The 13,987-nt window shown below is 71.2% G+C and carries 10 protein-coding genes; 5 read left to right on the top strand and 5 right to left on the bottom strand.

Annotation, left to right across the window (positions count from 1 at the left end; translation table 11 throughout):
- Positions 1-57: 57 nt before the first annotated feature.
- Both rplS and SOM19_RS08390 read right to left on the bottom strand, forming a co-directional pair.
- On the bottom strand, positions 58-405 hold the full coding sequence (gene rplS / locus SOM19_RS08395; RefSeq protein ID WP_320486076.1) for a 50S ribosomal protein L19: 348 nt from the start codon (positions 403-405) through the stop codon (positions 58-60).
- Positions 406-573: 168 nt separating this feature from the next.
- Positions 574-1,068 carry an MFS transporter permease gene (locus SOM19_RS08390; protein WP_320486075.1) on the bottom strand — a complete coding sequence of 165 codons (495 nt, stop codon included), beginning with the start codon at positions 1,066-1,068 and terminating at the stop codon, positions 574-576.
- Positions 1,069-1,184: 116 nt separating this feature from the next.
- On the opposite strand from SOM19_RS08390, the gene map reads away from it, so the two are divergent.
- The gene (gene map, locus SOM19_RS08385; protein WP_320486074.1) at positions 1,185-1,967 is read left to right on the top strand and encodes a type I methionyl aminopeptidase; all 783 of its coding nucleotides are present in this window, start codon (positions 1,185-1,187) and stop codon (positions 1,965-1,967) included.
- A 9-nt stretch (positions 1,968-1,976) separates the two neighbouring features.
- On the opposite strand, the gene treZ is transcribed toward map, so the two are convergent.
- The 3 genes from treZ to glgX are packed head-to-tail and all read right to left on the bottom strand — an operon-like array spanning position 1,977 to position 8,265.
- Positions 1,977-3,704 (bottom strand): malto-oligosyltrehalose trehalohydrolase, encoded by a 1,728-nt coding sequence (treZ, locus tag SOM19_RS08380; RefSeq protein WP_320486073.1) that lies wholly within the window; start codon positions 3,702-3,704, stop codon positions 1,977-1,979.
- Complete coding sequence (gene treY / locus SOM19_RS08375) at positions 3,701-6,040, bottom strand: malto-oligosyltrehalose synthase (RefSeq protein WP_320486072.1); 2,340 nt, start codon at positions 6,038-6,040, stop codon at positions 3,701-3,703. The genes treZ and treY overlap by 4 nt, the downstream gene beginning before the upstream one ends.
- Positions 6,041-6,051: 11 nt before the next feature.
- Entirely contained in the window at positions 6,052-8,265 is a 2,214-nt protein-coding gene (glgX, locus tag SOM19_RS08370) for a glycogen debranching protein GlgX (RefSeq protein WP_320486071.1), read from the bottom strand.
- Between the two features lie 359 nt (positions 8,266-8,624).
- Here glgX and nirB point away from each other — a divergent pair, with 359 nt between their 5' ends.
- From nirB to SOM19_RS08350, 4 genes are read left to right on the top strand one after another with little or no spacing between them, the layout of a single operon-like run.
- A complete protein-coding gene (gene nirB / locus SOM19_RS08365) occupies positions 8,625-11,207 on the top strand; it encodes a nitrite reductase large subunit NirB (protein ID WP_320486694.1) in 2,583 nt (860 codons plus the stop codon).
- The gene (gene nirD / locus SOM19_RS08360) at positions 11,204-11,605 is read left to right on the top strand and encodes a nitrite reductase small subunit NirD (protein ID WP_320486070.1); all 402 of its coding nucleotides are present in this window, start codon (positions 11,204-11,206) and stop codon (positions 11,603-11,605) included. Before nirB ends, nirD begins: the two co-directional genes overlap by 4 nt.
- Positions 11,602-12,834, top strand: a complete 1,233-nt coding sequence (gene cobA, locus SOM19_RS08355; protein WP_320486069.1) for a uroporphyrinogen-III C-methyltransferase — start codon at positions 11,602-11,604, stop codon at positions 12,832-12,834. Before nirD ends, cobA begins: the two co-directional genes overlap by 4 nt.
- Complete coding sequence (locus SOM19_RS08350) at positions 12,831-13,979, top strand: uroporphyrinogen-III synthase (RefSeq protein WP_414683632.1); 1,149 nt, start codon at positions 12,831-12,833, stop codon at positions 13,977-13,979. The genes cobA and SOM19_RS08350 overlap by 4 nt, the downstream gene beginning before the upstream one ends.
- Positions 13,980-13,987 lie beyond the last annotated feature (8 nt).

Here is a 13,987-nt window from a genome sequence, read left to right as displayed (position 1 = left end):
GACCGCGCACACGACGAAGCCCCGGACCACATGGTCCGGGGCTTGGTCGAGAGAGCGTCAGCGGTCGCGCTTCTCCTTGATCTTGGCCTTCTTGCCGCGAAGGTTGCGCAGGTAGTAGAGCTTCGCGCGGCGGACGTCACCGCGGGTGACGACCTCGATGTGGTCGAGCACCGGGCTGTGCACCGGGAAGGTGCGCTCGACGCCCACCTGGAAGCTGATCTTGCGGACCGTGAAGGTCTCGCGAACGCCGTCACCCGAGCGGCCGATGACGACACCCTGGAAGACCTGGATGCGCGAGCGGTTGCCCTCGGTGATGTTGACGTGCACCTTGACGGTGTCGCCGGCGTTGAAGACGGGGATGTCGGAGCGGAGCGAAGCCGCGTCGACCGAATCGAGGATCTGCATGATCGAGTCTCTCTGCAGCCGCCACAGGTCGACTACGGGAAGTGATTGAAAAGGATGTCGGTGCCCGAAGCCGACGGCATCACACCGGACGGCTGGCTCCCCTGAGGCAGAACCTGGTCAGGGCACAATCATCCATTCTGCCATGGATGACGCGCCCGGCCAAAACGATCAGGGGGCGGACCGGCCCTGCTTCTCGTTGACGATGATGACGTCCTGCACGACCCCCTCCGGCCGCTCCTGCATCGGCGGAAGGTACGCGACGCCGTCGACCGTGTGCATCACGATGCGCGACGGCTTCGCCTCACGCCACAGCTGCCACAGCGCGAGCCAGAAGACCCCGATCCCCACGAGCACGGTCACGACCATGACCGGTGCCCACCAGGCCTGGTTGAAGAAGCCGAGCGATAGCACCAGCAGGTGCCACACGGAGAAGCCGAGAACGTCCCACCACGAGACCGCACGATGCGCTCGGACGGTGCCGCGTGCGCGCACCAGCAGCGTGAGCAGCAGCTGCCACAGGAAGACGCCGGGGATGGCGAGGAACAGCACCCACAGGAACGCCCAGCCACCGGCGTTGAACGCGGCCCAGCCGACGAGCAGCCAGACGGGCAGCACGAACGCGGCGGGGATCATCCACCAGAAGAATGCGCGACGAAGCCACATGGCTTGAATGGTACGCCCGTCGGCACCGCGGTGGCACGGTGTCCGGTGGGTCACGGGGCATCCTCACAGCCCGGAGCGCAGACGTCCGACAGAATGGAGACGACGAGAGGACCACGATGATCGAGCTGCGCACACCCGCTGAGATCGAAGCGATGAAGCCCGCGGGGCGATTCGTCGCCGAGACCCTGGCGACGCTGCGCGACGAGACGAAGGTGGGCACCAACCTGCTCTCGATCGACCGTCGGGCTCACGACCTCATCCGCCGGGCGGGAGCCGAGTCCTGCTACATCGACTATCACCCGTCGTTCGGCGCCAGCCCGTTCGGCAAGGTGATCTGCACCTCCGTCAACGACGCCGTGCTGCACGGGCTCCCCCACGACTACACGCTCCGCGACGGCGACCTGGTCTCGCTCGACTTCGCCGTCTCGGTGGACGGCTGGGTCGCAGACTCGGCGGTCTCGTTCGTCGTCGGGACCGCGCGCGACGAGGATCTTGCACTCATCGACACCACCGAGCGGGCACTGGATGCCGCCATCCGCACCGCGACGGTGCAGCACCGCATCGGCGACATCTCGGCTGCGATCGCCGCCGTCTCCCACGAGGGCGGCTACTCGATCAACACGGACTTCGGCGGGCACGGGGTCGGCCGCATCATGCACGGCGACCCGCACATTCCCAACGACGGCAAGGCCGGACGCGGCTACCCCCTGCGTGCCGGGCTGGTGGTCGCACTCGAGCCCTGGCTCCTGCAGACCACCGACGAGCTCGTCACCGACCCGGACGGGTGGACGCTGCGCTCGGTCGACGGCTCTCGCGGCTCGCACTCCGAGCACACGGTGGCCATCACCGAGGACGGCCCGATCATCCTCACGGACCGGTCCTGGCTCGGAGTGAACTGACGCGGACCGTCAGACCGCGACGATGACCGCCGCGCTGCGCGGCGGAAGCAGCAGCGATCCCCGCACGACGGCGACGGCCGGATCCGTCGCCAGGGCCGGAACCGCGCCGTCGCCGACGGTGAGCGACAGGTCCTCGTTCCCGAAGTTGACGAGGATCTCCGCGGTCCCGCGGCGCAGCCGGAACCACCGCCGCTCCTCGTCCGCCTCGGCCGACAGGGCGTCGAAGCCAGGGTCCGTGAACGCGGGCGTCCGGCGGCGCAGGGCGATGAGCTCGCGGTAGAGGTGCAGCATGCGGGCGTGGGGCGCGGCATCCGTCTCCTCCCAGCGGAGCTTCGACCGTCGAAAGGTCTCGGGATCCTGGGGGTCGGGCACGACGGACTCGTCCCAGCCCATCCTGGCGAACTCCTCGATGCGCCCCCGCGCGGTTGCCTCGCCGAGTTCGGGCTCGGGGTGCGACGTGAAGAACTGCCACGGCGTGGTGGCCGCCCACTCCTCGCCCATGAAGAGCATGGGCGTGAAAGGTCCGAGGACCGTGAGGACCGCGGCGATCGCGAGGCCGCCCTCGTCGAGGGTCTGCGAGAGCCTGTCGCCGGCCGCCCGATTGCCGATCTGGTCGTGGTCCTGAGCGAAGACGACGAGCCGCCACACCGGGATGCGGGGGTCGATCGGACGGCCGTGCTCGCGACCTCGGAAGCTCGACCACGTGCCATCATGGAAGAAGCCGCGGGTCGCCGCCTTCGCGAGGGCCGACAGCGGGGCGAAGTCGGCGTAATAGCCCGTCGTCTCGCCGGTCACCGCAACGTGGAGCGCGTGGTGGTAGTCGTCGCTCCACTGCGCCGTCAGCCCGTAGCCGTCCGCCTCGCGTGCGGTGATGAGGCGGGCGTCGTTGAGGTCGGACTCGGCGATGAGCGTGAGCGGCCGGCCCAGCTGGGCGCTCAGTGCGTCGACGCGCTCGGCGAGCTCCTGGAGGATGTGCGTCGGCGAGCTGTCGTGCAGCGCATGGACGGCGTCGAGCCGCAGGCCGTCGACGTGGAAGTCGCGCAGCCACATGAGGGCGTTGTCGACGATGTAGTCGCGCACCTCGGGTTGGTCGAGATCCACCGAGGATCCCCACGTGGTGCGCTGCGCGTCCCGCAGATACGGGCCGAACTCGGGCAGGTAGTTGCCGCTCGGGCCGAGGTGGTTGTAGACGACGTCCTGGATGACCCCGAGGCCGCGCGCGTGGCAGGCGTCCACGAAGCGCTGATAGGCCTCCGGACCGCCGTAGGCCTCGTGCACGGCGTACCAGAGGACGCCGTCGTAGCCCCAGTTGTGGGTGCCGTTGAACGCGTTGACCGGCAGCAGCTCGACGAGGTCGATGCCGAGGTCGACGAGGTGATCGAGGCGGCGGGCGGCGGCATCCAGCGTCCCCTCGGGCGTGAAGGTGCCGACGTGCAGTTCGTAGATCACGGACCCGGCGAGCTGGCGACCGGTCCAGGCGGCGTCGCGCCACTCGAGATGCGCGGGGTCGAATACGGCGCTCAGGCCGTGAACCCCGTCGGGCTGACGGTGCGAGCGCGGGTCCGGGCGCGCCGCCGCGGTGTCGTCGATCACGAAGCCGTACCGCTCACCCGGCTCGAGCGCGATCGGACCACGCCACCACCCCGCGCCGTCGCGGGCGAGCGGGACGTCCGCGCCGCGCGTCGGCACCCGGAGCGAGACACGGGATGCCCGCGGCGCCCACACCTCGGGGATCACGTCTCCTCCGCCACGAGCAGTGCCACCGGGTAGAGGTCGAGCAGCTCGGCCAGGCGGATGGCTCCCTGGAAGCGCCGACCCGTGAAGACGTCGGTCGTGGGTCCGGCGTGTCTCAGCAAGGTGGTGTCCCCCCAGCCTGTCCCCGACCGCGCCGCCCGTGCCGCCAAGGCGATCGGCAGGCGCGTCGCGACCACGAGTGCGCCGCCCCGGTCCACCGCGACGGCATGGTGCGCGGCGGGCCCGACGACGGTGGCCGGCGTGTAGCGGGTGAACAGCTCGGGCCGCTCCCGCCGCAGCCGCAGCGTCCGCGACGTCACGAGCAGCTTCACCGCCCCGGAGCCGTCGACCAAGGGCTGCTCCCCGCCGTCGATCGCTCCGAGCAGCCGGCGGCGAGCGTCGAAGTCGACGGTGCGCCGGTTGTCGGGGTCGACGAGGCTCTGCTCCCAGAGCTCGCTGCCCTGGTAGACGTCGGGCACGCCCGGACCGGCCAACTGCAGGAGCTTGGCGCCGAGCGCGTTGGACCAGCCGGCGGGCTCGATCTCCGCGACGAAGGACTCGACGCGAGCACGGAGATCGGCGTCGTCGAAGACCCGATCGACGAGGGCGTGCATGCCCCGCTCGAACGCCTCGTCGGGCGCGAGCCAGGACGTCGCCTCGCCGGACTCGCGCGACGCCTTCTCGGCATAGGCGTGCAGTCGTTCGCGGGATGCCGGCCACGCTCCGACGATCGCCTGCCACAGCAGCGCATCGAAGGGTCCGTCGCCGGTGGTGGCGGCATCCCGCAGCTCGTCCAGCACGTCGCCCCACCGATCGGGGATCTCGGCGAGCACGGAGAGCCGGGCACGTACGTCCTCGCCGCGCTTGGTGTCGTGCGTCGACAGCGTCGTCATGGTGTGCGGCCAGACGGCCTGACGCAGCGCCTGGGCGCGATGGAACTCTTCGACCGAGAGAGCGAACTGCGACGGGTCGGCGCCCACCTCGGTCAGCGTGCCGAGCCGGGTGAAGCGGTAGAAGGCGGTGTCCTCGACCCCCTTGGCCATGACCATGCCGCTCGTCTGCTGGAAGCGAAGGGCGGCCGGATGCCGCGGATCGCCGAGCGACGGCAGCACCGCGTCGATGGCCTCCGCCAGATCGGGGCGCCGGTCGCGCGCGTGTGCCGCGGCCCGCTCGAGGTGCTCGGCGCCCGCCGGCAGGTACGAGCGATAGACGGGGAAGTTCGCCAGCAGCTCGGCGAGCGCATCGGCGACATCGTCGCGGGGCAGAGCGAGCTCGCGCTCCAGGCGGCGCACCTCGGACTGCAGGATGCCGTCGGCCACTGCGCGCTTCGTGCTCGCGATCAGCGGCTCCCACCCGGGGTTCGGCTCCAGGCCGGTCGCGGCGCGCAGCCGGCGGTCGAGCTCGTCCAGACCGGTCTCACCGGCCGCGTCGACGAACACGCGGTCGAACTCGGCCAGGGCGTCGTAGCCGGTCGTGCCGTCCGCGGCGAAGAACTGGGGCAGCTGTTCGCCGCGCTCGAGGATCTTCTCGACCAGCGTGTAGGCGCCACCGCTCAGGGCTGCGAGGCGTTCGAGGTAGTCGACCGGCGCCCTCAGCCCGTCGGGATGGTCGATGCGCAGCCCGTCCACGAGTCCGTCGCCGATCCAGCGCGCCACCTCCGCGTGCGCCGCGTCGAACACGTCGTCCTCCTCGACGCGGAGCGCGGCGAGGCTCGACACCCCGAAGAACCGGCGGTAGTTGAGGTCGTACGCCTCGCGCCGCCAGTCCATCAGCTCGTAGTGCTGGCGCCCGTGCACCTCGAGGACCTCGTCGCCGTCTGCACGGCTTCCGGGCGCGAGCGGGAACCGATGGTCGTGGTAGCGCAGCTCGCCGCCCTCGACGCGCAGGGAACCTGACGCCGCCGCGTCGGCGAGGCTCTCGCCGAGGACGGGCACCCGCAGCTTGCCGGCGCCGAACTCCCAGTCGATGTCGAAGTAGTGCGCGAAGCGCGACCCGGCGCCATGGGCCAGCACGTCCCACCACCAGGCGTTCTCCTCGGCGCGTGCGACGCCGACGTGGTTGGGCACGATGTCGACGAGGACGCGGAGCCCCCGATCGTGGAACGCCCGGGCCGCGGCGTCGAGCCCGTCCGCTCCCCCGCGCGCGGGGTCCACCGCGCCCGGATCGACGACGTCGTAGCCGTGATCCGAGCCGCCGGAACTCGTCAGCACGGGCGACAGGTAGACGGCGTCAACGCCGAGATCGTGCAGGTAGTCGGCGAGCGCCGCCGCGTGCTCGAGCGTGAACGACGGCCGGACCTGAAGCCGGTACGTGGAGCGTGGGGACCGCGCAGGGGCCATGTCCGCCTCCGTCAATGCTCGATCTCGGCCTTCGGGGCGGCGCCGGGCATGTCGTCGGTGGCCGGGGACGGGGCCACCGCCAGGGACGCGGCCACCGAGTGATCGGGCTCGACCTCGGCGAGCTCATGTTCGCGCAGCACCATGAGCGACCGTGCCTCGACGCGGACGATGGCTCCCGGCTCGATCGGGGCGCCGTCGGCGCGCTCGCCCGCGGTGTCGATGAGCACGTCCCACTCGGGGCTGAACTCCACCGCCGGGATCACGAAGTCCACGGCCTCGTCGCCGGCGTTGAAGAGGATGAAGAAGTGGCTGTCGGAGATCGGCTGCCCGCGGCGGTCCCGCTCGCGGATGCCGTCGCCGTTGAGGAACACCGCGACCGCGCGCCCGAACCCGGAGTCCCAGTCCTCCGGCTGCATCTGGGTGCCGTCCGGCCGTCCCCACACGATGTCGGGGATCGGCGCCCCCTCTTCTCGGCGCACCGGCCGGCCGTCGAAGAACCGGCGGCGGCGGAACGTCGGATGCAGCCGGCGGAGGCGGGCCATGGCGGCCGTGAACTCGATCAGCGGCTGATCGGCCGCCTCCCAATCCACCCACGTCGTCTCGTTGTCCTGCGCGTACCCGTTGTTGTTGCCGTTCTGGGTGCGACCGAGCTCGTCGCCGTGCGACAGCATCGGCACCCCCTGCGACAGCATCAGCGTCGCGATGAAGTTGCGCTGCTGCCGAGCCCGCAGCCTCAGCACCTCCGGATCGTCGGTCGGCCCCTCGACGCCGCCGTTCCACGACCGGTTGTCGTCTGCGCCGTCGCGGTTGTCCTCGCCGTTGGCCTCGTTGTGCTTGTCGTTGTACGAGACGAGATCGCGCAGCGTGAAGCCGTCGTGGGCGGTGACGAAGTTGATCGACGCCACCGGGCGGCGTCCGGAGTGCTCGTACAGATCGGCCGACCCCGTCAGGCGGGACGCGTACTCGCCGAGGGTCGCCGGCTCTCCTCGCCAGAAGTCGCGCACCGTGTCGCGGTACTTGCCGTTCCACTCGGTCCACTGCGGGGGGAAGTTGCCGACCTGGTACCCGCCGGGCCCGACATCCCAGGGCTCGGCGATGAGCTTGACCTGCGAGACCACCGGATCCTGCTGGACGAGCTCGAAGAAGGTCGACAGCTTGTCCACCTCGTAGAACTCCCGGGCGAGCGTGGAGGCCAGGTCGAACCGGAAGCCGTCGACGTGCATCTCCAGCACCCAGTAGCGCAGCGAGTCCATGATCAGCTGGAGCGTGTGCGGGTTCCCCGCGTTGAGGCTGTTCCCCGTGCCGGTGTAGTCGGTGTAGTACCGCTTGTCCTTGTCCTCCAGCCGGTAGTAGGCCTCGTTGTCGATGCCCCGCATCGAGAGCGTCGGACCGAGGTGGTTCCCCTCCGCCGTGTGGTTGTAGACGACATCGAGGATCACCTCGATGCCCGCGGCGTGCAGCGCCTTCACCATCCCCTTGAACTCCTGCACCTGCTGGCCGCGCTGGCCCGTCGAGGCGTAGGTGTTCTGCGGCGCGAAGAACGCGATGGTGTTGTAGCCCCAGTAGTTCGAGAGCCCCTTCTCCTGGAGGATCGAATCGTCGACGAACTGGTGCACCGGCATCAGCTCGATGGCGGTGACGCCGAGCTTGTGCAGGTGCTCGATGATCGCCGGGTGCGCGATCGCGCTGTAGCTGCCGCGGATCTCGTCGGGGATCGCCGGATGCCGCATCGTCAGGCCCCGCACGTGAGCCTCGTAGATCAGCGACTCGGAGTAGGGCGTCTTCGGCAGCCGGTCGCCGGCCCAGTCGAAGAACGGATTGACGACGACCCCGAGCATCTGGTGGCGCGCCGAGTCCTCGTCGTTGCGCGAGTCAGGGTCGCCGAACGTGTAGCCGAACACCGGCTGACCCCACTCGATCTGCCCGTCGACGGCCTTGGCGTAGGGATCGAGCAGCAGCTTCGACGGGTTGAACCGCTTGCCCTTCGCAGGGTCGAACTCCCCGTGGATCCGATAGCCGTAGCGCATGCCGGGCTGAACGCTGGGCACGTAGCCGTGGTGGACGAAAGCGTCGACGTCGACGAGATCGACGCGGGTCTCCTTGCCGCGATCGCCGAACAGGCAGAGCTCGACGCGCTCGGCCCCCTCGCTGAACACCGCGAAGTTCGTCCCGTTCCCATCGAACGTGGCTCCGAGCGGGTAGGACGAGCCGGGCCAGATCTGCATGGGACCTCCAAGTCGGCGAGACCTCACGATATCGAGGAATCGGATGCCGCAGCCCGGGGTGGCGGGATCGGGGCGCCGTGGGGTAATGAGCGGGCGCGTCCTGCTCGACGGCGCCTCCGGAACCTCACATCAGGCGGCCGGACGGTGTGAGGGAAACGTTCGCTCGAGGTAACCGGCGATGGCCGGGCGTCGAAACACCGCTCTCCTACCGTGAGGGTCACCGAGAGATCTTCCGTCGATCAGGAGACGCCATGACCGAGGAATCACCCCGCACCGCGGCGAACGACCGCACCGCCGTCGTCAAGAGCCCGAAACATGGCGCTGACTCGCCCGCAACATCGCCCGCGTACGGTGACGGCATGGAGCCCACCCCCCGCCCCGGCAGGCATGTCGTCGTGGTGGGCGCAGGGATGGTGGCTCACCGGTTCGTCGAGAGCCTGCTGAGCCGCGCCGGCGAGGACTGGCGGGTGACCCTCATCGGCGAGGAGCCGCGCCACCCCTACGATCGCGTCGGGCTCACGGGGTTCTTCGGCGGGGCGTCGCCCGATGACCTGACCCTCGACCGCTCGGTGCTGGACGGAGACGAGCGCCTCCGCTTCGTGCGCGGCGACGCCGCCGCTCGCATCGACCGCACCGCGCGCCGCGTCACCACCAAGAGCGGCCTCAGCGTCGCGTACGACCGACTCGTCCTCGCGACCGGGTCGTATGCCGCACGTCTGTCCGTCGACGGCTTCGGGCTGGACGGCTGCTTCGTCTACCGCACGCTCGACGACGTCGAGAAGCTGCGGGCCTTCGTCGAGAAGCGCACCCGCGAGCTCGGCCGGCCGCTCACCGGGACGGTCATCGGCGGCGGCCTGCTCGGCCTCGAGGCCGCGGGGGCGCTGCAGGGACTCGACGTCTCCCCCACGGTCGTGCAGTCCTCCGACCGCCTCATGTCGGCTCAGCTGGACCTCTCGGGCGGAAACTCGCTGCGCCGCCTCATCGAGGCGCGCGGCATCCGCGTGCGCACCGACACGATCACCACGCGGCTCGACCCCGACCGCAGCGGCCAGGTGACCGGGCTCGAGTTCCGCGACGGCACCTACGAGCGCACCGACGTCGTCGTGTTCACCGTCGGGGTGCGCCCCCGCGACGAACTCGCCCGGAGCGCGGATCTCGCGGTTCACGAGCGCGGCGGCGTGCTCATCGACGACGGGTGCCACACCTCCGACCCGCGGGTCCTCGCGATCGGCGAGGTCGCCAATTTCGACGGCATGTGCGTGGGCCTGGTCGCGCCGGGCTATGCGATGGCGGAGGTCGCGGCCACCCGGCTGCTCGGGGGCGAGGCATCCTTCCCCGGCTACGATCTCTCGACCAAGCTCAAGCTCTCCGGCGTCGACGTGGCGAGCTTCGGCGACGCCTTCGCCACCACGCCCGGTGCGCTGGACGTCGTCTACGCCGACCCCGTGGCGGGCGTCTACAAGAAGCTCGTGCTGTCGGACGACGCGAAGACCCTGCTCGGCGGCATCCTCGTCGGCGACGCGTCGGCGTACGGCTCACTCCGCCCGCTCGTCGGCGGGGCACTCGGCGGCGATCCCGCGGCGTACCTGATGCCCGAGGGCGGCGTCGCGGCGCCGACCGGCGAGCTTCCCGACGAGGCGCTGGTCTGCTCGTGCAACAGCGTGACCGCCGGCGCCATCCGCCACGCCGTGCACGAGGAGGGCTGCAGCGACGTCGCGGCGATCAAGTCGTGCACCAAGGCCGGGGCCGCGTGCGGCTCCTGCGTGATGATGGTCAAGAAGATCGTCGGGACCGAGCTCGCCAAGTCCGGCGCCGCGCTCAGCAACGCGCTGTGCGAGCACTTCGACATGTCGCGCCGGCAGCTGTTCGATGCCGTCCGCGTGTCGGGGCTGTCCACCTTCAGCGCGGTCATCGAGCGCTTCGGCGTCGGGCGCGGCTGCGACATCTGCAAGCCCGCGCTCGCCAGCATCCTGTCGACGCTCGTGGGCAAGCACGTGCTCGACGGCGAGAACGCCACCCTGCAGGACACCAACGACCACGTCATGGCGAACCTCCAGAAGGACGGCAGCTACTCGGTCGTCCCGCGCATCCCCGGCGGCGAGGTCACCCCCGAGGGACTCGTCGTGATCGGCCAGGTCGCGCAGGACTTCGGGCTCTACACGAAGATCACCGGCGGCCAGCGCATCGACCTGTTCGGCGCACGCCTCGAGCAGCTCCCCGACATCTGGAAGCGCCTCGTCGATGCCGGCTTCGAGTCCGGCCACGCCTACGGCAAGTCGCTGCGCACCGTGAAGTCCTGCGTCGGATCCACCTGGTGCCGCTACGGCGTGCAGGACTCCGTGGGCATGGCCGTGCAGCTCGAGCTGCGCTACCGCGGCCTCCGCTCGCCGCACAAGATCAAGCTCGGGGTCTCGGGTTGCGCCCGCGAGTGCGCCGAGGCGCGCGGCAAGGACGTCGGCGTCATCGCCACCGAGGCGGGCTGGAACATGTACGTCGGCGGCAACGGCGGTTTCACGCCTCGCCACGCCGTGCTCCTGGCCGAGGGTCTGAGCGACGAGGAGCTGCTCACCGCGATCGACCGGTTCCTGATGTACTACATCTTCACCGCGGACCGCCTCCAGCGCACCGCGCCGTGGTTCGAGGACCTGGAAGGCGGGATCGACGCCCTGCGCGCGGTGATCTTCGACGACAGCCTCGGCATCTGCGCCGACCTGGACGCGGCCATGGCCACCCACGTCGACTCCTACGAGGACGAGTGGAAGGCGACGCTGGAGGACCCCGAGAAGGTCCGCCGATTCGCCTCCTTCGTCAACGCCCCGACCACCCCCGACCCTTCGCTCGCCTACACCGCCGAGCGCGGTCAGGGCCGTCCTGCCACCGAAGCGGAGCGCGAGAGCGGCGGCGTCCTGATCGCCGGAACGATCCTGGAGGTGCGCCGATGACGCTCGTCGACCCGCAGACCACGGCCGCCGATGCGCCGCCGAGCGGATGGGTGCGCGTGTGCGCCGTGAGCGACCTCGAGGTCGAGCGCGGCCGCGCCGCCCTGCTCGGGGGCACCCAGATCGCCCTGTTCCTGCTGCACGGAGCCGACGGGAAGCCCGGCCGCGTGCACGCCGTGTCGAACTTCGACCCGTACAGCCGCGCGAACGTCATCTCGCGCGGCATCGTCGGCACCCGTCAGGATGCCCCGACCATCGCCTCGCCGATGTACAAGCAGGTGTTCGACCTGCGCACCGGCGCCTGCCTCGACACGCAGGGCAAGGAGCCCATCGGACTCCACGTCTGGCCCGTGGCCGTGAGCGACGGCGACGTGCTGGTGCGGTGGGAGGCGGCGTCATGACCACGATGCTGGGCGTCTCGCTCGCCGGCCGGTCCGTCGTGATGGTCGGCGGCGGCTCGGTCACGGCCCGCCGGCTCGAGCGCTTCCTCGCCGACGGCGCCGACGTCACGGTCATCGCCCCCGAGCTCACCGACGCCGTGCGGGAGCTGGTCGACGCGCACGAGCTGACCTGGCTCCCCCGCCGTGCCCGCGCGGCCGATGTAGCCGGCGCCTGGCTGGTCCACACCGCGACCGGGGACGCCCGGGCCGACGCCGATGTCGCCGCGACCTGCGAGCGGCGGCGCGTGCTGTGCATCAATGCCTCCGACGGCGCTCACGGATCGGCCCGCCTGGCTGCCGAGACCCGCTCCGGCGACGTGATCGTCGGCGTGGTGTCCGACGCGGGCGTCGACCCCGGCCGCGCGGCGCGGCTGCGGGATGCCGTCGCCGACCTGCTCCGCCGGGGCACCCTTCCGCTCCGCCGGCGCCGCGCCACGCCGCAGGGCCGTGTCGACCTCGTCGGCGGCGGGCCTGGTCCCGCCGACCTCATGACCATCCGCGGACGACGGCTGCTCGCCGAGGCGGACGTCGTCGTGGCCGATCGCCTCAGCCCGACGGACGTGCTCGCCGAGCTCGACCCCGAGGTCGAGATCATCGACGTGGGCAAGCGCCCCGGCCACCACCCCGTGCCGCAGGCGGAGATCAACGCGCTGCTCGTGGAGCACGCCCGCGCGGGCAAGCGCGTGGTGCGGCTGAAGGGCGGCGATCCCTTCGTCTACGGCCGCGGCGGCGAGGAGGTCTCGGCGTGCCTCGAGGCCGGCATCCCGGTCGAGGTCGTCCCAGGACTCACCAGCGTGGTCTCGGTGCCGCAGGCGGCCGGCATCCCGGTCACCCATCGCGGGACCGCGGCATCCGTCCATGTCGTCAACGGGCAGGCGCAGACGACTCCGGCGACCCTCGCGGCGCTCGCCGACGAGACCGTCACGACGGTCGTGCTGATGGGCGTCGCCGCGCTCCCCCGTCTGGTCGATGCCGCGCGTGCCGCGGGCGTGCCGGCGGACCGCCCGATCGCCATCATCGAACAGGGCCACACCCCGCAGCAGCGCACCACTCGAACGACGCTCTCCCACGCGGTCGCGGATGCGGCCGCGGCGGGCGTGCGCAACCCCGCCGTCATCGTGATCGGCGACGTCGCGCGTGCCGGACTCCTCCTCCCCGAGCGAGAAATGGCCGGTGGCAGCACCAGGTGACGATCTCCGAACGCCCGCCCCTCTCCGCCGCGCTCGGCGGCTGCACGATCGTCATCGCCGTCGATCGGCGCTCACTCGAGCTCGCGGCCGCGCTGGAGCGGCACGGTGCGGTGGTACGGCACGCCCCGGCCCTGACGATCGTGCCGCACATCGACGACGACGCGCTGATCGCCAGCACGCGGGAGCTCATCGCTCAGCGGCCCGAGATCGTGGTCGTCACGACCGGCGTGGGCTTCCGCGGCTGGATGGAGGCGGCCGACGAGGCGGGACTGCTCGATGATCTCCAGGCGGCCATCGCGAGCGCGCAGATCGTCGCACGCGGACCGAAGGCGCGCGGAGCCATCCAGCAGGCAGGCCTCACCGCCGACTGGGTCGCCGAGTCCGAGACCTCGGTCGAGCTCGGCGAGTACCTCCTCGCCGAAGGGGTGGCGGGTCGCCGCATCGCGGTGCAGCACCACGGCTCCGGTGCCGACGGCCTGGATGAGCTGTTCGAGGAGGCAGGCGCGGACGTCGTGAGCCTCACGGTCTACCGCTGGGGACCCCCGCCGGACGCCGCGGCCGTGTGCCGCTCGGTCACGTCGACCGCGCAGGGCGAGGTCGACGCCGTGCTGTTCACCTCCGCCCCGGGCGCGGCCGAATGGCTTGCGGCGGCGGCACGCGAGGGAGTCCTCGACGACATCGTGGACCTGGCCGCCGGCGGACGCGTGCTCATGGCCGCGGTCGGCCCGATCACCGCCGGGCCACTCGTCGACGTCGGGATCACGCCGCTGATCGCCGAGCGGGGGCGACTCGGCTCCCTGGTGCGCGCAGTGGTGACGCACTTCGGCGGCGGCCACGCCGCGTGGCTGCCCACCACGGCCGGACGCCTCGAGCTGCGCAGCACCGGCGCCGTGCTGGACGGCGTCCACGTGCCGCTGTCACGGACGGGCACCGACATCCTCGCCGCCCTGTTCGAGGCCGGCGGCGGAGTGGTGTCGCGTCAGCGCCTGCAGAACGCGCTGCCGAGGTCGGGCGCCAACACCCACGCGGTCGAGATGGCCGTCGCCCGGGTGCGCGAAGCGCTGGCGGTGCCGGATCTCATCAAGACGGTCGTGAAGCGCGGCTACCGGCTGAACGTCCTCGATCCCGCCGAGGCCACGGCCTGACGCAGCCC

The sequence above is a fragment of the Microbacterium sp. CFBP9034 genome (assembly GCF_034045255.1).
In the GTDB taxonomy this organism is placed as follows: domain Bacteria; phylum Actinomycetota; class Actinomycetes; order Actinomycetales; family Microbacteriaceae; genus Microbacterium.
The sequence above is the reverse complement of the archived record's forward strand: the minus strand, read 5'-3'. Positions and strand labels throughout refer to the sequence as shown.